Origin of the sequence: Sphingobium sp. PNB (assembly GCF_019873065.1) — a bacterium.
Classification (GTDB): Bacteria; Pseudomonadota; Alphaproteobacteria; order Sphingomonadales; family Sphingomonadaceae; genus Sphingobium; species Sphingobium fuliginis.
This window is the reverse complement of sequence record NZ_JAINEZ010000090.1, coordinates 1-20,284: the sequence shown is the minus strand read 5'-3', so window position 1 is coordinate 20,284 and position 20,284 is coordinate 1. Positions and strand designations below refer to the sequence as shown.

General features: G+C 66.0%; 20 protein-coding genes and 1 rRNA gene. 16 read left to right on the top strand and 5 right to left on the bottom strand.

Going from position 1 to position 20,284, the window contains the following annotated elements; translation table 11 throughout:
* Positions 1 to 889 (top strand): cupin domain-containing protein (locus tag K7W03_RS22240; protein WP_222887327.1); only part of this gene is annotated, 889 nt, incomplete at its 5' end.
* Between the two features lie 113 nt (positions 890 to 1,002).
* Complete coding sequence (locus K7W03_RS22235) at positions 1,003 to 3,969, top strand: TonB-dependent receptor domain-containing protein (RefSeq protein ID WP_061937418.1); 2,967 nt, start codon at positions 1,003 to 1,005, stop codon at positions 3,967 to 3,969.
* A 77-nt stretch (positions 3,970 to 4,046) separates the two neighbouring features.
* On the opposite strand, the gene K7W03_RS22230 is transcribed toward K7W03_RS22235, so the two are convergent.
* A complete protein-coding gene (locus K7W03_RS22230) occupies positions 4,047 to 4,457 on the bottom strand; it encodes a VOC family protein (RefSeq protein ID WP_025550669.1) in 411 nt (136 codons plus the stop codon).
* A gap of 5 nt (positions 4,458 to 4,462) precedes the next feature.
* The gene (locus tag K7W03_RS22225; RefSeq protein WP_222887326.1) at positions 4,463 to 5,062 is read right to left on the bottom strand and encodes a pyridoxamine 5'-phosphate oxidase family protein; all 600 of its coding nucleotides are present in this window, start codon (positions 5,060 to 5,062) and stop codon (positions 4,463 to 4,465) included.
* Positions 5,063 to 5,138: 76 nt separating this feature from the next.
* Here K7W03_RS22225 and K7W03_RS22220 point away from each other — a divergent pair, with 76 nt between their 5' ends.
* Positions 5,139 to 6,032 (top strand): LysR family transcriptional regulator, encoded by an 894-nt coding sequence (locus tag K7W03_RS22220; RefSeq protein ID WP_222887325.1) that lies wholly within the window; start codon positions 5,139 to 5,141, stop codon positions 6,030 to 6,032.
* 122 nt (positions 6,033 to 6,154) lie between these two features.
* Here the strand turns inward: K7W03_RS22220 and K7W03_RS22215 are convergent, their stop codons facing one another.
* Complete coding sequence (locus K7W03_RS22215) at positions 6,155 to 7,204, bottom strand: NADP(H)-dependent aldo-keto reductase (RefSeq protein ID WP_044660917.1); 1,050 nt, start codon at positions 7,202 to 7,204, stop codon at positions 6,155 to 6,157.
* Between the two features lie 343 nt (positions 7,205 to 7,547).
* Between K7W03_RS22215 and K7W03_RS22210 the strand changes: the two genes are divergently transcribed.
* The 5 genes from K7W03_RS22210 to mtnA are packed head-to-tail and all read left to right on the top strand — an operon-like array spanning position 7,548 to position 11,701.
* A complete protein-coding gene (locus K7W03_RS22210) occupies positions 7,548 to 8,174 on the top strand; it encodes a methylthioribulose 1-phosphate dehydratase (protein ID WP_319024335.1) in 627 nt (208 codons plus the stop codon).
* Positions 8,171 to 8,722: a 1,2-dihydroxy-3-keto-5-methylthiopentene dioxygenase gene (locus K7W03_RS22205; protein WP_222887323.1), complete on the top strand. Its 552-nt coding sequence runs from the start codon at positions 8,171 to 8,173 to the stop codon at positions 8,720 to 8,722. The genes K7W03_RS22210 and K7W03_RS22205 overlap by 4 nt, the downstream gene beginning before the upstream one ends.
* The gene (gene mtnC / locus K7W03_RS22200; RefSeq protein ID WP_137708644.1) at positions 8,719 to 9,402 is read left to right on the top strand and encodes an acireductone synthase; all 684 of its coding nucleotides are present in this window, start codon (positions 8,719 to 8,721) and stop codon (positions 9,400 to 9,402) included. Before K7W03_RS22205 ends, mtnC begins: the two co-directional genes overlap by 4 nt.
* Positions 9,399 to 10,640 (top strand): S-methyl-5-thioribose kinase, encoded by a 1,242-nt coding sequence (gene mtnK / locus K7W03_RS22195; protein WP_137708643.1) that lies wholly within the window; start codon positions 9,399 to 9,401, stop codon positions 10,638 to 10,640. The genes mtnC and mtnK overlap by 4 nt, the downstream gene beginning before the upstream one ends.
* Complete coding sequence (mtnA, locus tag K7W03_RS22190) at positions 10,637 to 11,701, top strand: S-methyl-5-thioribose-1-phosphate isomerase (protein WP_137708642.1); 1,065 nt, start codon at positions 10,637 to 10,639, stop codon at positions 11,699 to 11,701. The genes mtnK and mtnA overlap by 4 nt, the downstream gene beginning before the upstream one ends.
* Here the strand turns inward: mtnA and K7W03_RS22185 are convergent.
* Positions 11,688 to 12,164 (bottom strand): Lrp/AsnC family transcriptional regulator, encoded by a 477-nt coding sequence (locus K7W03_RS22185; RefSeq protein WP_137708641.1) that lies wholly within the window; start codon positions 12,162 to 12,164, stop codon positions 11,688 to 11,690. The genes mtnA and K7W03_RS22185 overlap by 14 nt on opposite strands.
* 113 nt (positions 12,165 to 12,277) lie before the next feature.
* Here K7W03_RS22185 and K7W03_RS22180 point away from each other — a divergent pair, with 113 nt between their 5' ends.
* The 7 genes from K7W03_RS22180 to K7W03_RS22150 all read left to right on the top strand — a co-directional run bounded on the left by K7W03_RS22180 (position 12,278) and on the right by K7W03_RS22150 (position 19,761).
* Positions 12,278 to 13,168 carry an EamA family transporter gene (locus tag K7W03_RS22180; protein WP_222887322.1) on the top strand — a complete coding sequence of 297 codons (891 nt, stop codon included), beginning with the start codon at positions 12,278 to 12,280 and terminating at the stop codon, positions 13,166 to 13,168.
* A 370-nt stretch (positions 13,169 to 13,538) separates the two neighbouring features.
* Positions 13,539 to 14,522 (top strand): YihY/virulence factor BrkB family protein, encoded by a 984-nt coding sequence (locus K7W03_RS22175; RefSeq protein WP_222887321.1) that lies wholly within the window; start codon positions 13,539 to 13,541, stop codon positions 14,520 to 14,522.
* 142 nt (positions 14,523 to 14,664) lie between these two features.
* A complete protein-coding gene (locus tag K7W03_RS22170) occupies positions 14,665 to 15,156 on the top strand; it encodes a hypothetical protein (protein ID WP_222887320.1) in 492 nt (163 codons plus the stop codon).
* A complete protein-coding gene (locus K7W03_RS22165; protein ID WP_222887319.1) occupies positions 15,153 to 15,599 on the top strand; it encodes a phage holin family protein in 447 nt (148 codons plus the stop codon). Before K7W03_RS22170 ends, K7W03_RS22165 begins: the two co-directional genes overlap by 4 nt.
* Positions 15,596 to 16,417 (top strand): DUF3618 domain-containing protein, encoded by an 822-nt coding sequence (locus K7W03_RS22160; RefSeq protein ID WP_222887318.1) that lies wholly within the window; start codon positions 15,596 to 15,598, stop codon positions 16,415 to 16,417. Before K7W03_RS22165 ends, K7W03_RS22160 begins: the two co-directional genes overlap by 4 nt.
* Positions 16,418 to 16,525: 108 nt before the next feature.
* Positions 16,526 to 17,236 (top strand): HAD family phosphatase, encoded by a 711-nt coding sequence (locus K7W03_RS22155; RefSeq protein ID WP_319024334.1) that lies wholly within the window; start codon positions 16,526 to 16,528, stop codon positions 17,234 to 17,236.
* Between the two features lie 125 nt (positions 17,237 to 17,361).
* Positions 17,362 to 19,761 (top strand): hypothetical protein, encoded by a 2,400-nt coding sequence (locus K7W03_RS22150; RefSeq protein WP_222887317.1) that lies wholly within the window; start codon positions 17,362 to 17,364, stop codon positions 19,759 to 19,761.
* Between the two features lie 9 nt (positions 19,762 to 19,770).
* Here the strand turns inward: K7W03_RS22150 and K7W03_RS22145 are convergent, their stop codons facing one another.
* On the bottom strand, positions 19,771 to 20,109 hold the full coding sequence (locus K7W03_RS22145) for a hypothetical protein (RefSeq protein WP_222887316.1): 339 nt from the start codon (positions 20,107 to 20,109) through the stop codon (positions 19,771 to 19,773).
* Positions 20,110 to 20,213: 104 nt separating this feature from the next.
* On the opposite strand from K7W03_RS22145, the gene K7W03_RS22140 reads away from it, so the two are divergent.
* Positions 20,214 to 20,284, top strand: a 16S ribosomal RNA gene (locus tag K7W03_RS22140); the annotation flags it as partial.

Here is a 20,284-nt window from a genome sequence, read left to right as displayed (position 1 = left end):
GACACCTGCGCCGGCACCGTCTGCGCCGCCCGCCCGCCCGCCCATGGAAAATGCCTGGTCGCCCAAGCGGACGCCGCCGCGCGCCTATGACGCGCCCAATCGTCCCTGGTGGAAGCTCGCCGACATCCTTGCCGCGCACAAGGGCCAGAAAAGCTGGACGCACGCCATCGTCCGCAACCGCGATCTGGAGGCGGACTGGCACCAGATGGCGGCCGGGCAGCGCACCGAACCGCTGATGTATGCCGACAATGCGACGGCCCTCATCGTCTGGGGCGGGCAGCTTCGGGTCAGCATCAAGGGGCAGGAACCCTTCGTCGCGGTCAAGGGCGGAGAGGTCAATATTCCCTTCCGCCTGCCTTTCACCCTGGAAAGCGTGGGCGACGAGCCGGCGCTGTGGCTGGAGGTGCACGGCGCGGGCGACGTGCCGCTCTATCCCGCCGCGACCAGGCCGGACAAGCCCCGGGACGTGCCGGGCTTCACCTATGTGAAGGCCGCGTTGATGGGCGGCGACGGGCATTATGGCGCCGCCGACCGGCCTTATCTCGATTATTACAAGGATGTGGTGACCGGCGGGCAAAGAGCCGGCGCATTCATCGCCGGCGATCATCTGTTCGTGAACAATATTCGCGGAAAGGGCATCAAGACTCCGCCGACCAGCGATCTTGGCCATTTCCACTTCGGCTATGATGAATTCTGGTTCATCATGGAAGGCAATGTCGATTACCAGATCGAAGGCGTGCCGTTCTTCACCGCGTCGCCCGGCGACGTCGTGACCGCCGCCCAGGGCCGGTGGCATCGCGCCAGCTTCGGCGGGCAGCCGGGGCAGATGGCCACGCGCGTCGCGATCAACCCTTATCCCCGCGGCTTGCACAGCTTCCAGCCGCACTGAACCGCGCCCCTCGGGGCCATCGCCAATACCCCGGAATCCGGAGACTTTCAGCCTCCGGACAGCCATAAACTCACATAAAAATCCTATAGTATATGATAATGAGGGAGAGAGCCATGTTGGGAGAATATCTGCCTGCACGATTGAACAGTTCGCTGATCGCGATCGCGGCGGCGATGGTGGCCGGCCAGCCCGTGCTGGCCCAAGACAATGCGACGATCGCGCCGCCGCCCCAGAACAGCCAGTCGGTAACGGACAGCGACATCGTCGTCACCGGTTCCGCCATCCGGGGCGTGGCGCCCGTCGGGTCCAACCTGATTTCGGTGGGCCAGGATACGATCGAGAAGACCGCGCCCGTCAACGTATCGCAACTCGTCAACACCGTGCCGTCCATTTCCACGGCCGGTTCGGTCGCGCAGGGCGAGAATGCCTATTCCTATTATTCGCCGCAGATCCACAGCCTTGCGGGATCGTCGTCCAACACCACGCTGGTGATCCTGGACGGCCTGCGCCTGCCCGGCGGCGGCACGCAGTTCGCCCAGACCGACCCCAACATCATCCCGGTCAGCGCGATCCAGCGGGTCGAGGTGCTGGCCGACGGCGCATCGTCCGTCTACGGGTCGGACGCGGTCGCGGGCGTGGTCAACTTCATCACCCGGCGGACCTTCGACGGGTTCGAGGCGAATGCGCAGGCGGGCTTTGCCGACAGCTATCACAATACCAACTTCAACTTCATCTGGGGCAAGAAGTGGGACACGGGCGGCGTCTATGTCGCGGGCTCCTATTCCGACCAGTCGGAACTGAAGAACAGGGACCGCCGCTTTTCCAGCCTGGGCGATTATCGTCCGGTCGGCGGTACCAACACCAACAGCTATCAGTGCAGCCCCGCGACGATCATCGCGCCGGGGGTCAGCGGCGTCTTCCTTTCGCCCGGTGCAACGACGACAGTTCCCAATATTCAGGCGAACGCGCCCTGCAACAATTCGGTCTACGCCAATCTTCTGCCTTCGCAATTCCGCGCGAATGCGATGATCAAGGTCACGAACGATTTTTCGGACAAGTTCACCGTCACCGCGATGATGAACTATAACCGCCAGGAAACGCATAATGCGTCCGGACCCGGCGGCCTGACCAACGCCACCGTATTCGGTCCCGGATCGGGCCGGGGCGGCCAGATCAACCCCTTCTACCAGGCGCCCGCGGGCGCGCCCGGCGCCACGCAGCAGACGGTCACATGGCTCGCCCTGCTGCCCGACGCGGATTATGGCGAACAGGAATCGCAGTCGGATTCGATCTATTCGACCGCCGTCGCGGAATATCATGTCAATGACGACTGGACGCTGACCTTCAGCGACGCCTTCGGCTGGAACCGCTCGGCGCTCAACACCGTCAACGGCTTCTGTTCCGCCTGCGCCCTGCTGGCGCTGAACGGCACCGCGCAGTTGAGCGGCAGCACCACGGCGACCGACATTCCGGGCCAGAACGTCATCGCGCTCAACCTGCCGCTGACGGCCGCGAACGCGCTGGACGTCTGGCGGCCCTTCGACGGCACCAACCGGACTTCCGAAGCGGTCATCCGCTCGCTCTATCGCAACAATAGCGAAAATACGAACTACAACACCTTCAACCAGATGAAGCTCGACCTCAACGGGTCGCTGTTCAATCTTCCCGCGGGCAAGCTCAAGATCGCGGTCGGTGGCGAATATCTCTGGTATGAACAGACCCAGAAGATCACGGGCTCCAACAATACCGGCCCGACCACGACCGGTTCGAACTTCCGCGTCTATAACTACAAGCGCGACGTGAAGTCGCTTTACGCCGAACTCTATATTCCGGTCGTTTCACCGGATATGGGCATTCCGCTGGTGCACAGTTTCGACCTCAGCATCTCCGGCCGCTACGACAGCTATAGCGACGTGGGATCGACCACCAATCCGAAGTTCGCCGCGAACTGGGAGCCGGTGGAGGGCGTCAAGCTGCGCGGCAACTATTCCCGCGCCTTCGTGGCGCCGCCGACAGCAGTGATCGGCGATCCGACGCAGGGCTATCTCTACGCATCCGGCAGCGTCGGCGTGAACGGCACGCAGATCGCCGTGCCCATCGCCAACTATCCCGATGTGGCGAACATCCCGGGCGTGCAGTGCAATGCGACCACCTGCACCATCGGCACGCCGGCGATCCAGGGCATGCGGCGCCAGCTGGGCGGCGGCTTTTCCAACATGACCCCGCAAAAGGGCCGCAGCTGGTCGGCGGGCATCGACCTGGCGCCGCGCTTCCTGCCCGGCTTCACCGCCGCCTTCACCTATTTCCACAACAAGTTCATCGGCGGCGTTTCCTCCCCCAGCCCCAGCGCCATCGTGAACTCGGCGGGGCTGCGCAACCTGCTGACCATCTGTCCGCAGACCTGTTCGCAGGCGCAGATCGACGAGTTCGCCAATATCGCCAATGGCGCGACGGTGTCGGGCGCGATCCCGCCGCAGGTCTATTTCCTGATCGACCAGAGCAGCCGCAATGCGCTCAACCTGACGGTGGAGGGGATCGACGGGCAGTTCAACTATCGCACGGAGATTGGTGAACTGGGCAGCTTCGTGATCGGCACGGGCTTCACCTACTTCACGAAGTTCCGGCAGAATTTCGGCGGCGGCACGGACTTCAGCATCCTCAACACTTCCGGTTACAACACCACCTTCCCGTCGGTGCGGTTCAAGAACCGCGCACAACTGGGCTGGGCCAAGGATGGACTGTCCGCCGATCTGTTCTGGAACCATACGGGTTCCTACCGCAACTGGATCAGCACGACGGTGGAACCGATCATCGTCAATTCGATCGGCAACCCGATCGGCGGCGGCGACAAGGTCAAGGCCAACGATACGTTCGACCTGCACCTGCAATATGAATTCCAGGGTGAAAGCTTCGCCCGGGGATGGCAGATCTATGTCGACGCCCAGAACATCTTCGACAAGAACCCGCCCTTCTACAACGGCAACACCAACGGCATATTGGGCGGCGCATGGGGCTATAACGGCTTCGTGTCGAACCCGATCGGGCGCATGGTTTCGGTGGGCCTGCGCATCCGCATGTAATCCCTTCGCCGGGTCGCATGGGAAGGGCTCCGGAGCATGCATGCTCCGGAGCCCTTTTCACGTCGGAGGACGGCGGTTCAGGAAAAGGGCGTGGCGAATTCCAGGCGGATGCCCCCGGGAATGAAGACCAGGAAGTGCCGGGTGGCCGATCCGGCGCGGATCGGGCCGGGCGGGGCGTCGACCACCACCTCCGGATGGGCGCGCACCTTCTCCCACGCGGTGTCCAGCGCTGCATCGTCGGCCACCGCGAGCGAGAGATGGTGCAGCCCGATATTGGCCCGCCGGTCGAAGGCCCGGGCGCTCAGCGGATCGGCGGCGCGCCAGAGCGTGAGGAGGATCGCGCCGTCCGACAGGAAGATGGAGGGATAATCGGGAACGCCGCCCACCTCGTCGAAGCCGAGCACGCCGCAGAAGAAGGCCCGCGCCTGGTCGAGATCGGGCACCGTCAGCCCGACATGATGGACGCCGCGCGTGAGTTTGTCTTTCATGATTTCTATCCTTCCAGTTCGGCAATGCGTGCGCGAAGCCGGTCGAGCTCGTCCACCAGGGGCGCGGTGAGGCGCTCGATCTCCTTCTGCGTGAAGCGCGGGGTGATATGTTGCGGACAGTTCCAGTCGAAGCCCACGACATCGATCAGGAAGGCGCGCTCAGGTTCGGCGCCATAGCCGGGCGTCGTCAGCGCCGCGATGGTCGCCGGATCGTCGCTCCCATGGGCATGGCCGATCAGCTTCAGGCGGCGGCGGTTGGGATAGTCCATCAGGAACAGGGATACCCGGTCGTCGGCGGCGAGGTTCGCGGCCGAGAGATATTGGCGGTTGCCCCGATAATCGGCAAAGCCGATCCGGTTGTCCCCGATCCGCCGCAGGAAGCCGGCCGGGCCGCCGCGATGCTGGACGTAAGGCCAGCCATCCTCGCTGACGCTGGCCATGTAGAAGCTGTCGCGGGCGGCGATGAAGTCCGCCTCCCGGTCGGTGAGCATGTCGGCCGCGCCCGCATTCGCCTCCATGCGCGCATAGGAAGCGCGCGAACCGGCGGCTTCCTGCATGGCGCGTGCGCCGTTGCCGAACATGGTGTGGAGATAGACCTGTGCCATGCCGGACAAGCTAAGCCATTGCACGCTGCATGATAATGGCCGATGATTGGCTTTCACTGTTTCAGTTCGGGGAATAATGGATCGCTTCGATGCCCTGTCCGCCTTCGTCGCGGTGGCCGACCAGCGCGGCTTCGCCGCCGCAGCGCGCAAGCTGGGCATGTCCCCGCCCGCCGTCACCCGCGCCGTCGCCGCGCTGGAGCGGCATCTGGGCGTGACGCTGTTCCACCGCTCCACCCGCGCGGTGTCGCTGACGGACGAAGGTGCGGCCTTTCTGGACCGGGCGCGGCGGATCATGTCCGACCTGCGGGAGGCCGAGCAGATCGTCATGGGCGGCCGGTCGGCGCCGCGCGGCCAGCTTTACGTGACCGCTCCGGTGATGTTCGGGCGACTGCATGTGCTGCCTGCCATCGGCGCGCTGCTGGCGGCTCATGACGGGCTGAGCGCGCGCATGATGCTGATCGACCGCAATGTCCGCATCGTCGAGGAAGGGATCGACGTGGCCGTGCGGATCGGGCCGCTGGCCGACAGCGCGCTGCGGGTGATGAGCATCGGATCGGTGCGGCAGACCATCGTGGCCAGCCCCGCCTATCTGGCTGCGCATGGCGTTCCGGTGACGCCGGCCGATCTGGCCGGCCATCGCTGCATCGTCGGCAGCGGCATCAGGATCGGCGCCGCCTGGCGTTTCGGCGGGAAGGCGGAAAGCACGGTCGAGGTCGCTCCCCGCCTGACCGTCAATACGATCGACGGCACGATCGCGGCGGCCGAGGCAGGGGTGGGAGTGGCCAATGTCCTGAGCTACCAGGCGGCGGAGGCGGTCGCGGCCGGGCGGCTCGTCCGGCTGCTGGAGGACCACGCGCCGCCGCCCGTGCCGGTCAGCCTGCTCTACGACGTGGGGCGCGCGGCAATGCCCGCTGTGCGGCTGTTCCTGGAGGCGATGCGCGAGCGGGCGCGGCAGGGGGCGTGGGACTGATGGCGGGAAACGCCTGACCGGAATCGCTCCTGCCGCGCCCGGCTTGGGGTGTTTTGCATCGATACGGTGATCGCGCGCGCCGCCACCACGCATTCAAAAAGGATCGCCGCCGATCCCCGCGATCAGGGGCAGGGATCGGGCAGTTCGCGATGGATCACTTCGATGGCGGCCAGCGCATCTGCATCCAGGCGGACGTCGACGCTGGCGAGGTCCATCTTGAGCTGCTCCAGCGATGTGGCGCCGATGATCGTCGACGTGACGAAGGGCCGGCTGTTGACGAAGGCCAGCGCCAGTTGCGCCGGGGGCAGGCCATGGGCCTGCGCGACGGCGACATAGCGCGCGCTGGCGGTCGGCTGTCCGGGCAGGTCGTACCGCACGAACTGGCGGCTCACGTCCCTGCGCGAACCCGCGGGAATGCGGCCGCCCAGATATTTTCCCGTCAGATTGCCGCCGGCCAGAGGGGAATAGGCGAGCAGCGACACCTGTTCGCGCAGCGCATATTCCGACAACCCATGTTCGAAGGTGCGGTTGAGCAGATTATAGGCATTCTGGATCGATGCGACGCGCGGCCATTCTTTCTCACGCGACAGGCGCAGATATTCGGACACGCCCCAGGGGGTTTCGTTGGAGACGCCGAAATGGCGGATCTTTCCTGCCCGCACCAGGTCGGCCAGCGCGCCCAGCGTTTCCTCTATGGGCACGGTGTCGGGCGTATCGTCCAGTCGCGTGAGGCCGCGAGCGCCGAAGGACGGCACCGGCCTGTCGGGCCAGTGCACCTGGTAAAGATCGATATAGTCGGTGCGCAGCCGGCGCAGGCTGTCCTCCACCGCCTGTTCGACATTGCGCCGGTCGAGCCGGTTGTTGCCGCCGCGAAATTCCCGCACGGCGTCGCGGGTGGGACCGGCGATCTTGGTGGCGACTATGACGTCGTCCCGCCGCTTCCGGCCCGCGATCCAGTTGCCGATATAGGTTTCGGTCAGGAACTGCGTCTCGCGGGATACGGGCGTCACCGGATAGGCCTCCGCCGTGTCGATGAAGTTGACGCCGTGGCCCACCGCGTGGTCGAGCTGCTCATGCGCCTCCGCCTCGCTGTTCTGTGAGCCCCATGTCATGGTGCCGAGGCAGATCAGGCTGACCTCGATCCCGGTGCGTCCCAATGTGCGATATTCCATTCCGTATCCCTATATGAAGCTGGCCTCCGCCCATTCTCCTTAGACGCTGGAGGCGGCAGGACACTCAAGATAATTTCATAAAGCGTTGAGCAAGCCTGTTTTCACGGTCGCCGGAGCCCGGCGGAACGGGAGAATGGCCGCGCGGCCGCCGATCGTTTCGCGCGGCGTGCGCTCCGGGCCGCGAAAGGACCGATTGCGGCCCTCCGTTCCGCCCGCTAAGGTCGCCATGGTTCTTTGTCATCGAAGGATCACCGAACGCCCTTGTCCAGCCGGGACGTCCGACAGGGATGACCGGCGCCGCGCCGAACCGCGCTTTTCGCCAGAGCTGGATATGCCCGCCACCGTGTCTGATTTACCTGATCCAGCGGATGCGCTTGCCAAGGCCGGGCGCCGCCTGGATGCCCGCGGCCTGGCGCCAGCGACCGCCGGCAATTATTCCGCCCGGCTGGCCGACGGGACGATCCTCATCACTCGGTCGGGCGCGCATAAGGGGCGCCTCGATGCCGCGCAGTTCATGCGCGTGGCGGCGGACGGCACGGCCATCGACGCGGGTCGATCCTCTGCCGAGACGTTGCTGCACTGCCTGATATATGCGCTCGATCCCGCCGCCGGGGCGGTGCTCCACACCCACTCCGTCGCCGGCACGGTCCTCAGCCGCGCGCTGGCCGGCCGGGACGGGATCGCGCTGGCCGGATATGAGCTGCTCAAGATTTTTCCGGGCGTCGCTACCCATGAGGCGAGCGTCACCCTGCCACTGGTCGACAACAGCCAGGACATGCCCGCGCTCGCCGCTCTGCTGCGGCCGATATTGCTGGCGCAGGAGCGGCTGGTGCCGGCTTTCTACATTCGCGGCCACGGGCTTTACGCCTGGGGGCCGACGCTGGACGCGGCCGAGGCGATGGTGGAGGGGTGCGAATTCCTGCTGGCCTGCGCCTGGGAAGAAATGAAGCTGAGGGGAGGGGGCCGATGACCAGTCTGATCCAATATGACGACAGCCCGCCGCATGGAGCGCGGGGCCGGTTGGACGATCACGGCGCGATCGCCGCCATTCTGGAGCCGACGGGCGTGCGGCTTGAGCGGTGGGAGGCGGGCGCGACGCTCTCGCCCGACGCGGCGGAGGCCGAGATCATGGCCGCCTATGCGGAGGACATAGAGCGGCTGAAGGCGCGGGGCGGCTACCGGTCCTGCGACATCGTCAAGATGACCCCGGACCATCCCGACCGCGAAGCCATGCGTGCCAAATTCCTGGCGGAACATGTGCATGACGATGATGAAGTCCGCTTCTTCGTCGAAGGAGCGGGCCTGTTCTACATTCGCTTCGGCGGCACGGTCCATGCGCTGGAATGCACGGCGGGGGACCTGATCGTCCTGCCCGCAGGGACGCCGCACTGGTTCGACACCGGGGAGCGGCCGCGTTTCACGGCCATCCGCCTGTTCACGACGCCGGAAGGCTGGGTCGCGCGGTTCACGGGCGATGAGATCGCCCGCGCCGTCCCCCTCTATCAGGGGGCGGCATGAGGCCAGGCGCAATCGTCACCGACATAGAGGGCACCACGTCCAGCATCGCCTTCGTCCATGACGTGCTTTTCCCCTATTCCCGTGCGCGGCTTGAGCGCTTCCTCACCGATCGTCCGGACGCGGCGGCGGCGATATTCGATGCCGTGCGCGCGGAAGCGGGCACGGACCTGGACCGGCAGGCCTGCATCGCCCTTCTGCGCCAATGGCATGATGCGGACCGCAAGATCGGGCCGCTCAAGCAATTGCAGGGCATGATCTGGGCGGACGGCTATGCGCAGGGGCATTTCACCGGCCATGTCTATCCCGACGCGGCCGAAGGGCTGCGCCGCTGGCATGACGCGGGCATTGCCCTGCATGTCTATTCGTCGGGGTCCGTGGCGGCGCAGAAGCTGCTCTTCGGGCATAGCGACCATGGCGACCTGACGCCGCTGTTCGCGGGCTATTTCGATACGGCGGTCGGCGGCAAGCGGGAAGCGCGCTCCTATCGCGCCATTGCCGATGCGCTGGACCGCCCGCCCGCCGAGATATTGTTCCTCTCCGACACGCCGGAGGAACTGGCGGCGGCGACGGAGGCGGGCCTTGCCGTGACCCTGCTGGCGCGCGACGGGGCATCGGCCGACAGCCGCTTTCCCATAGCCGACAGCTTCGACGCCATCGGATGGCAGGAGGATCGCCGATGAGCTACACCGCCCTGGACGAACGCAGCGTCGGCCCCTTTCTGGCCGATATAGCCCCCATTGCCGAGCGTCTGGGCGGCAGGCCAGGCGATTGGACGGTGGCGGAGGTCGGGGACGGCAATCTCAATCTCGTCTTCCTGGTGACCGGGCCGTCGGGGGGCGTCGCCGCCAAGCAGGCGCTGCCCTATGTGCGCATGGTGGGCGAAAGCTGGCCGCTGCCGCTGTCGCGCGCCTATTATGAGCGTCTCGCCCTGGCCGATCAGGCCGCCCATGCGCCTGCGCGCGTCCCCGCGCTGCTGCATCATGACGATGCCATGGCGCTCACGGTGATGGCGTTGCTCAAACCCCACCTCACCTTGCGCGGCGCGCTTGTCGAAGGGGAACGCTACCCGCTGCTTGCCAGCCATCTGGCCGAATTCCTGGCCGATACGCTGTTCTTCACCTCCGACCTCGCCGTGCCGGTGGTGGACAAGAAGGCGCGCATCGCCGCCTATCTGGGCAATACGGCCATGTGCCGGATAACAGAGGACCTGATCTTCGACGAACCCTATTTCGACGCGCCCATGAACCGTCATACCCGGGGGCTGGAGGACATCGTCGCCGCCTTCCGGACGGACGTGCCCCTCCGCCTTGCCGCGCAGCGGATGAAGGCGCGCTTCCTCGCCGCGCCGGAGGCGTTGCTGCATGGCGATCTCCACACCGGATCGGTGATGGTGACGGCGGACGATACGCAGGTGATCGATCCCGAATTCGCCTTTTACGGGCCGATCGGCTTCGATGTCGGCATGGTGCTCGCCAATCTCTGGATGGCCTATCTCGCCCAGCCCGGCCAACGTCCGGCGGAGCGGCCCGACCCCTGGCTGCTGGACCAGTCCGAAACATTGTGGAAGGGCTTTGCAAGGCGCTTCACCGGGCATGGGAACGCCCTCGATCCCCAGGCGGAACACGGCGCGCTGCATGCGCTTGCCAAGGGCGATGCCGATCTGCGCGCGGCGGCGATGGAGGATGTGCTCGCCGGCATCTGGACCGACGCGCTGGGCTTTGCCGGTTGCGAGATGATCCGGCGGATCCTCGGCCTTGCCCATGTCGCTGATTTCGAAAGCATCGCGGATGAAGCCCTGCGCGCCGATTGCGAGCGCCGGGCGCTCCAGATCGCGCGCAGGCTGCTGGTCGATCGCGCCGCCTTTCCCGGCATCGCCGCCGTGTTGCATGCAATCCGGCTGGACAGGGCGCCCGCATGAGGCTGGAGGGCAGGGCCACGCGCTCCATATGGCTGGAGCCGGATGGATGGAGCGTCGGCATCTTCGACCAGCGGCGCCTGCCCTGGGCGTTGGAGCGGCTGGTCCTGAAAACGCCCGGACAGGCGTTCGACGCCATAGCCGACATGGCCACGCGGGGCGCGCCGCTGATCGGCGCCGTCGCCGCCTATGGGCTGGCGCTGGCCTTGCGCGAAGACCCGAGCACCGCGTCGCTGGAGCGCAGCTTCGCCCATCTCGCCTCGGCGCGCCCGACGGCGGTCAACCTGCGCTGGGCGCTGGAGAGGGTGCGGGCCGCCGTCGCGGAACGCCCGGCCGACGAACGGACGGCGCTGGCCTATGCACAGGCCGCCCGCCTCTGCGACGAGGATGTCGCGGCGAACCGGGCGATAGGCGAAGCCGGCCTGCCCCTCATCCGGGAAATCGCCGCGCGCAAGGGCGGGGAACCGGTCAATATCCTCACCCATTGCAATGCCGGCTGGCTGGCAACGGTGGACTGGGGCACGGCGACCGCGCCCATCTATCTCGCGCATGACGAGGGCCTGCCCGTCCATGTCTGGGTGGATGAGACGCGACCCCGGAACCAGGGCGCGCTGACCGCTTTCGAACTGGCGGGCCACGGCGTCCCGCACAGCGTCGTGGTCGACAATGCCGGCGGCTTGCTGATGCAGCAGGGCAGGGTGGACATGGTCATCGTCGGCACCGACCGGGTGACCGCCAATGGCGATGTCTGCAACAAGATCGGCACCTATTTGAAGGCGCTGGCGGCGCAGGCGCATGGCATAGCCTTCCACGTCGCGCTTCCCTCCAGCAGTTTCGACCCCGCGACGCCGGACGGGGCGGCCGTGCCGATCGAGCAGCGTGCCTCCGACGAGATACGCTTCATCCCCGGCCCCGATGATCATGGCGCGCAGACCCGCGTCGGCATCACCGCATCGCCCGCCTTCAACCCGGCTTTCGACATCACGCCAGCCGGCCTGGTCACAGGCTATGTCACGGAAAAGGGCTTGATCAGGGACGCGGCGGGCCTTCTCACGCTCCGTTGACCGGTACCGGGCTGAGCGGCTTGACCTCGCGAATGACGACCAGCGTCTTGAACGTGCGGATGCGGTCATTGGCGGCGAACAGGCGCTGCGCCAGATCGTCATAGCCCTCCATGTCGCGCGCCACGATGCGCAGCGCGAAGTCATGATCCCCGGTGACGTTCCAGGCCTCCAATATCTCGGGCTCGTTGCGGAATATCTCCATCATCTCGTTCATCGTGTGCGCGCTTTCGCGTTCCAGCGAGACGAGGACGATCATGGAGAGGGGCCAGCCCAGATTCCTCGGCCTGACGATGGCGATCTCGCGCTCGATCACCCCGATCGCGCGCAGGCGCCGAATGCGGCGGTAGCAGGCGGGCGGCGACAGGCCGACGGTTTCGGCGAGGGCGGAGACCGGTCGCTGCGCATCGGCCTGCAACAGTTCGACCAGTTTCCGGTCGAAGGAATCGAGGAGATCGTTTTTCATCGCCCTCAAAGGATAGGCGATAAATTTTATCGGAAAAGCGACAAAATCGAACGCACTTATCGCATGCGTTGCGCTAGCTATGCCGCGTCCGTCCATCCATATTCGAGTGTTGCATGTCCAGCGTTGCCGCGCCCCGCCCCCTTTCCACGCGCGTGGATCCTGTCGCCTTCGGAGCGCTCTCCCTCTCCCTTTTGTCGGTCACTTCCGGCGCGTCGCTGGCCAAGCGGCTGTTCCCGCTCGTCGGGCCGGAGGGGGCGACGACGCTGCGCCTCATCGTCGGCGCCGTGATCCTGTCGCTGGTGTTCCGGCCATGGCGGCTGGACTGGCGGGCGGGCTGGCGGCCGTTGCTGGCCTATGGCGTGGTGCTGGGCGTCATGAACCTCTCCTTCTACAATGCGCTGGCCTATATTCCGCTGGGGCTGGCGATTGCGATAGAGTTCACCGGCCCCCTGACGGTCGCGCTGCTTACCTCCCGGCGGAAGCTCGATTTTCTCTGGATCGGCCTGGCTGTGCTGGGCCTGGCCAGCCTGCTGCCGCTCTGGGGCGCGGCGGCCCAGCTCGACTGGCGCGGCATTGCGCTGGCGCTCCTCGCCGGCGCGTGCTGGGCCGGCTATATCCTGATCGGCCGGCATGCAGGCCGCATGCACGGAGCGGCCGCGTCCGCGGGCGGCATGATCGTCGCCACCCTGCTCGTCGCGCCGGTGGGATTGGTCCATGCCGGTGCCGCGCTGCTGACGCCGCAGGCGCTGCTGCTTGGCGTGGCGGTGGGCATCGTCTCCAGCGCCATCCCCTATTCCCTGGAGATGGTCGCCCTGCCCAGATTGCCATCCAACACATTCGGCATCCTGATGAGCGCGGAGCCGGCCGTCGGCGCGGTCATGGCGCTGATCCTGCTGGGCGAGGTGCTGACGCTGTCCCAATGGTTCGCGATCGGCCTCATCATCTGCGCGTCCATCGGCACGGCGGTCACCGCCCGGGCGGGGGAGGCGATGGAGCAGCCCTGATCGCCCGGCGGCGCAACCGGAAGGGCGGCTGACCTATGTGACGCAAAGGCCGGGCGACGATTGCCGTCACCTGCGGCAAGCCGATCCTGCAGCGGCGGCGCACCGCCATCGGGCACAGTGAGCCTCTGCCCGGCCAGACGCATGCGGAGATCGTGGGCAGCGTCGACGATGGCGAAGATTTGCAGGCGATGGCGATCGCAGCGCGCGGATGGAGGCCGCTGCCGCATCCCGTTGCGATCCGCAGCCTGCCGGCCCGGCGGGATGGCGGGCCGAACAGGGAACCAATGCCGGGTGCGGTCCATTCCACATCCATGCACATCATCAGCAAAGCCGCCGCCATGCCCGCGACCGGATCGGCAGGAACCGGATCATGAGCAGGGGACGGGACGCGACCTCGCCCTGGCGGATGCCCGCAGGCGCGTGGAAGGACGTGCTCATGCGCACATGGAAGGAAAGCGCGGCGGACAATGTCGGGCTGGTCGCTGCGGGCGTGTCATTCTATGCCTTTCTGGCGTTGCTGCCCCTGCTCGGCGCCATCGTGCTGACCTATGGGCTGGTTGCCGATCCGCAGACGGTGACGCAAAACATGGCGGCGATGACGCGGGTCATGCCCACGGACATCGCCCGCTTCATCGGCGAACAATTGATGTATGTCGTCCAGACCTCCGGCGGGAAGAAGGGGCTGGGCGTGCTGGTGGCGCTGGCGCTGGCGCTGTTCAGCGCGCGCAATGGCGCTGCGGCGATCGTGACGGCGCTCAACATCGCCTATGAAGAGGAGGAGAAGCGAGGTCTGGTAAAGGTGAACCTGCTGGCGCTTCTCATCACGGCCGGGGCCGTCGCGATGGCCGTATTCGCTCTGCTGTCCATGACCGTCCTTGCCTATGTCGAAGCCTGGCTGCCGTCCTCGCCGGTCCTTGCCATGCTGTCCAAGCTCATGTCCTACCTCCTCCTCGCGCTGGCGGCGGCGGCAGCGGCGGCGACGCTCTACCGCTTCGGTCCGTCGCGCGACCGCGCTCGCTGGATGTGGCTGAGCCCCGGTTCCCTGTTCTTCGCGGTGGCATGGGTGCTGCTGACGCTCGGCTTTGGAATATATGTGGCGAATTTCGGCAATTACGGGGCCACCTATGGATCGCTGGCGACCGTCATCATTTTGCTGACCTGGCTTTATCTGTCCAGCTACATCCTGATCTTCGGCGCGGAACTCAATTCGGAACTGGAGCACCAGACGGCGCGCGACACGACCGAAGGCGACGAACGCCCGCTGGGACAGAGGAACGCCTGGGCGGCGGATCATGTCGCGCAGGGAACGCGGGCGGGCGAAGATAGACCAACCCAAGTTACCAAATTGGGTTAGTCGAAATCTTCGCCGAAGGATCATCGATATTCATGATCTTTCGAAGGTCCGTCCAAATATCGATTCACCGCAAATCAGGGAAAAGGCACGGAACCGCGCCGGTTTCATACTGTTCATCCCGTACAGCCCAGGAGATGAACTTATGCAGACGCCATCCGATGATCGGAACGACTTGCGCAGCGAACTGCGCAACGATGCCGAAAACCTGACCAGTGCCGCGACCGACCGCCTCCATGAAGAGGTGGACGCGCGCAAGAGCCCGCTGGTCGATCAGGCCAAATCGGTCTCCGCCGCGCTCGACCGGGCAGCGGGCGAACTGGGCGGGGGCGCGATGCCGTCCTGGATCAGATCGACGCTGGAACAGGGCGCGCAGCAGATGCGGCGCCTTGCCGAAACCATCGAGCAGAAGGACTCCCGGGAACTGGCGGGCAGCATCCGCCACCTGGCCCGCGACAATCCCGTGACCTTCCTGACCGCCTGCGCGGCGGCGGGATTTGCCGCCAGCCGCATCTTCCGGGCGGAGGCGGACGGCGGCGCCTCAGGTGCCGCCATGGCACCGCCGGCGCCCCAGCCGCAGCCCTATACGACCGTCACGACGCCCGTGCCGCCTTCCGGAACGGGAGGGGTGATATGAGCGACCCGCAACTGGACCGCGCCAGCGTCGCCGGAGCCGGTGGCGGCAGGGACGAGGACATAGCCTCGCTCCTCCGCGCGCTGATGGGGCAGGGGACGCATCTGGCCGAACAGCAGATCGCTTTGTTGAAGGCCGAAGTGCGGGAATCCGCCACCAGCGTGAAACTGGCCGTCGGCTCGGTCGCGGTCGCGGCCGTGGTCGGCATCGCCGGGCTTGGCGTATTGCTGATGGGCCTTGCCTATCTGCTGGCCGACGCCATCGACCATCTGGGCTTTGCTACGCTGATCGTCGGCATCGTCGCCCTGATCGTCGCCTTCATCCTCTATCGCGGGGCGCTGGCCAAGGTTCGCGCCGCCGAACTCGCGCCCGAACGCACGCAGCACATGTTGGAACGCACACCCTCCGCCCTGCGTGGCGACCTCAATCCGGAGCACAGACCATGACCGACACGCTTGACCGAGATCCCGACGCCATCGAGCGCGACATCCGCCGCACGCAGGAGGATATGAGCCGCACGATCGACAGGATCGGAGACCGGTTGACGCCGCGCAACCTGTTCAACGCCCTGCTGGACAAGGCGGATGAACATCATGTCGACGCCCGGACGCTGCTGGACGGCGCGCGGCGCAACCCCATTGCGCTTGGGCTGATCGCCGCCGGCACGATCTGGCTGATCAGCGACAAGGACTCCCCATTCCCCAGCTTCGGCTCCGGCACGGGCAACCGCCATGTCGATCCGCACCATCGCGATTATGTGGCCCATATGTCCGGCATCGAGATTCGCGATGGGGAAGATGCGATCGCCTATCAGCGCCGCCGCGACGCGGCACGCGCCAACTATCTGATGCTCGAACGCCGGCATGATGAGGATGAGAGCAGCTTTCGCCAGCGGCTCGACGACCTGACCGACAAATTCCGGGAAAAGCGCCATGCCTGGGCGCAGGGTTCGGGGCAGGCGCGCGACGCCGCCGGACATGCGGCCACGCAGGCCACCGAAAGGGCCCGCAGCCTTTATGACGACAATCCCTTTGTCGGCGGCCTGATCGCCGCTGCGGTGGGCGCGGCGCTGGGATCGGTGCTGCCGCTCAGCCGGACGGAACAGGAAAGGCTGGGTGCGCTGGGCGAGAAGGCGCGCGGCATGGCGGCCGAACAGAAGGACGCTTTGGCCGAAACACTGCGCGAAAAGAAGGACGAGCTTGTCGAGAAAGCGGATTCGACGCTCCAGCAGGTTGGACATTCGGCGCCCCCGCAACCCTCCTGACCGGGACGGGGGTGAGGCCGCGCCGCCACATGCGCATGATCTGCATCTGGCCGCGCGGTTTATGCACTCGCAAAACAGCCGCTTGATCTCCACATTGGCGCGATGAAAGTGTCGACCTTCGCCAGCGCTGAACCCGCCATCCTCAACCGCCGCCTGCCCGATCCGGTGCGGGCGGTGATTTTCGACATGGACGGCACGCTGCTCGATACCGAGGCGGAGCATCGGCGCACCATGGCGGAGGCGGCTGCCGCGCTGGGCTGGCCTTTTTCCGAGGCGTTGCAGCTTGCCATGGTCGGCATTCACCGCGATGCGAACCGGGTGATGCTGGCGGAGCATTTCGGCGCGGACTTTCCGCTGGAGCAGTTCTACGCCGACAGCGACCTGCTGTTCGAGGCGGCGTTGGAGGCCGCCATTCCGAAGCGGCCGGGCGTCGAACCGGCTTTGGCCGGGCTTGCCGCGGCAGGCATTCCCCTGGCCGTCGCGACTTCGACCGAGGCGCCCCATGCCTGCCATCGCCTCGAAAAGGCGGGCTTGCTCGACTATTTCGACGTGGTTGTGACGCGCAACGATGTGGAACGGCCCAAGCCGCATCCCGAACCCTATCTGCTGGCGGCGAAGCGCCTGGGCGTGGCGGTTGCCGATGCGGTGGCGGTGGAGGACAGCTATGCCGGGGTGCGTTCGGCGGCGGCGGCCGGCATCGCGACCGTGATGGTGCCTGACCTGCTCCCGCCGACCGACGCGGAACGGGCATTGGTCGCGGCGGTGCTCCCCAGCCTGCACGACCTTGCCGCCATGATCCTGCCCGCAGCGAAGGGCTGACCCTGCTCGTCCCGCGATCCTGACCCTTCGTCGCAAAGCCGGTTGCGTCGCCCGCGCTCTTGGAATTGGGGAGCCGATGTGGGACAGCGGAAATTGGATCGCTGACAGGAAGATACCGGGACCTTATGCCGCTGCCTAGCCGATGGAAGATCCTGCCCTGGGCTTGCGGTGCCGCCGGCATCGCGCTGTCGGCCGCATCGGTGCGGGCGGCCGATCCCGCACCGTTCGAGCTTGGCGGGCCGGGCCTGCGCATCACGGTCATGCGGGGCAAGGACGTGCTGCCCATTGCGCAGGTGCCCAGCCTGGCCGAAGGCGACAGGCTGTCGATCGGGGCCGACCTGCCGGAGGACCAGGGCGCAAGATTCCTGCTGCTCTCCACCTTCCTGCGGGGCGCCACCAATCCGCCGCCCAAGGATTGGATCAAGTCCGCCGAAACCTGGAAGAAGAAGGCGAAGGACAACAGCCTCAGCCTGACCGTGCCGAAGGGCGCGCGGCAGATGACGCTGTTCCTGGTGCCGGATACGGGCGGCGCGGAAGGCACGATCGAAGATGCGGTGCGCGGCAAGCCGGGGGAGTTCATCCGCGCGACGCAGGAACTCAATCAGGCCTCGCTCGATCGGTCGCGGCTGGATGCCTTCATGGCGGCGATCCGGGCGCAGGAAAACACCCATCCCGAATATCTGCGTTCGGTCGCCCCTGCCTTGGCGCGCAGCCTGTCGATGAAGCTGAATGACGAATGCCTGTCCAAGGTGGTCGAGCTTCAGGCCAATTGCCTGCTGGAAAATCGCGAACAACTGGTGCTGGCTGACGTGCACAGCAGTTCCATTGCAGAGACTCTGACCGGCGCGCCCACCGATCTGGCGCTGCAACTCAGTTCCACGCGGGAGGCGGGCTATGGCTTCTACAGCCCCTATATCGGCGTGGTGCGCGATCTGGCGAAGATTTTCGGCGCGTTCAGCAATCCGGAGTTCGACTATCTGCCGACGCTCAGCGTCCGGCGGGACGATGCTGCCGCGCTGCTGCTCAACAAGGCGCCCTCGTTCCAGAAGCCCAAGTCGGTGCTGGTCGTCGGCATGCCCGCGATCGAGGCCGACAGCCCGCCCCGCCTGCGCAGCGCGGCCAGCGGCCCGATCTGCGCGGCGCGTCCCGGCGTGGTGCTTCCTGTCGAGGGCGCGCCGCTCATCTATTCGACCGCCTATGCGCGCAACTTGACGGTGAAGCTGACGGCCGCCAGCGGCGAGACGATAGAACTGCCCGTGGAGGCGCGGGCGGACCGGGGCGGCTATGTCGTCAAGGGCAATGATCCGCTTCCTGCCGTCTTCAAGGGTACGGTGAAGGGGCATCTTTCCGGCTATTGGGGTTTCGAGCGGTTCGAGGGACCGGACTTCTCGCTGCAACTGCCCGGCGACGCGCGGTGGAAAGTGGCGGGCGAGGAACCGACGCTGGTGGTCGGTCGCGACAATGGCCTGACCCTGACCGGCGAAGCGCCTGCCTGTGTCGAAGGCGTGACCTTGCGGCAGGGGGACGGCGCGCCCCAGTCCCTGCCGTGGAAGGTGCAGGGGACGGACGCCCTGCTCCTGACCCTTCCACTGGCCGACCGCAAGCCCGGCGACATCAGGATAGAGGTCAAATATCAGGGCGTCGCCACGCCTTCCGTCCTGTCGCTCAAGGCCTATGCCCAGGCCAGCAGGCTGGACGCGCTCAGCCTGCATGCCGGGGACAACAGCGCCGTCCTTTCCGGCCAGCGGCTGGATCAGGTCGCCGCGGTTGAGCTGTCCGGGATGGTGCTGGCGCCTGGTGAACTGGTGCGCGACGGGTCCGTGGACCGGTTGAGCCTGTTGGCGAAGGGCGAGGGCGCTGCTCTGAAGGCCGGCGATCGGGCGACGGCGCGGGTACGGTTGAAGGACGGCCGCTCCGTCGATCTGGCCGCCACTGTCGAGGAAGCGCGCCCCCGGCTGGCCCTGCTCAGCAGGAGCGTTTCGCAAGGTACGGGTGCGGGCCGCAGCCTCCAGCTTTCCGGGGAGGATCTGCTGCCCGACGACGGGCGGCTGGTCTTCTCGGTCCGGGCGGAACAGGGGGCGGCTTTCCGACCCGACGATGCGCTGGAGGTCGCTTCGGCAGATGGAGCGAAATCCGTCAGGCTGGGAAGCGCCAGCGGACTTCGGCTGTCCGGCCCGGATGTGATGGTGGCGACCCTGGACCCGATGTCGCTGGCGCCCGCGTCGGGTCCACTGCGCTTCCGCCTGTTGCGCAGCGATGGCTTCAGCGACTGGCAGCCGCTCGTGACGCTCGCCCGCCTGCCGCGTATCGATGGCGTCAGTTGCGAGGCGCAGGATTGCACGATCAAGGGCCGCGACCTGTTCCTGATCGAGGCCGTGGACGGCGCGCCCGGCTTTGAAAAGCCGACGATGGTCACGCAGGGTTTCACCGGCTCCAGCCTGTCCGTCCCGGCGCCAAGGGACGGCAAACTCTACATCCGCCTGCGCGACGCAAGGGACCAGGCAGTCATACTCGATCTCAGTTGACAGCCGCGTTCAGCGCTTGCGTCCGTGAGAGGCCCGGGCAAGCCCAAACCCGCGTCTCCTCTGGTTTTGCAGGAAATTTTCCACAATCCTATTTTTCCTGTTGACCGACTCATTCGACGCGCCTAGATGCCACTCCACCGACGCGGTGATGACCTCCGGTTTTCGCTGCGAACGGTCGCCAATATCAAGGATGGCCAAATCCTCGAATGAAAGTTCGAGGATCGCTGGTTGTCCGCTTCTGATGTTCGGTGAAGCTCTTTGACATTGTTGATTGATGAAGGGACATGTGGGCGGCGGCTCCGGGTTCTTGCGGCTTCTAGGCGCAGGGTACTCGGTTAAAATAGCCATCCTCACAATGTCCTTACACACCATGTAAGATTTGTGCAGGAATGGCTCCTAGGAATGAGCGGTTTCGGTTTGGGATTATTCCTCCTGGACCGAGATCGGACATCAAACTTGAGAGTTTGATCCTGGCTCAGAACGAACGCTGGCGGCATGCCTAATACATGCAAGTCGAACGAGC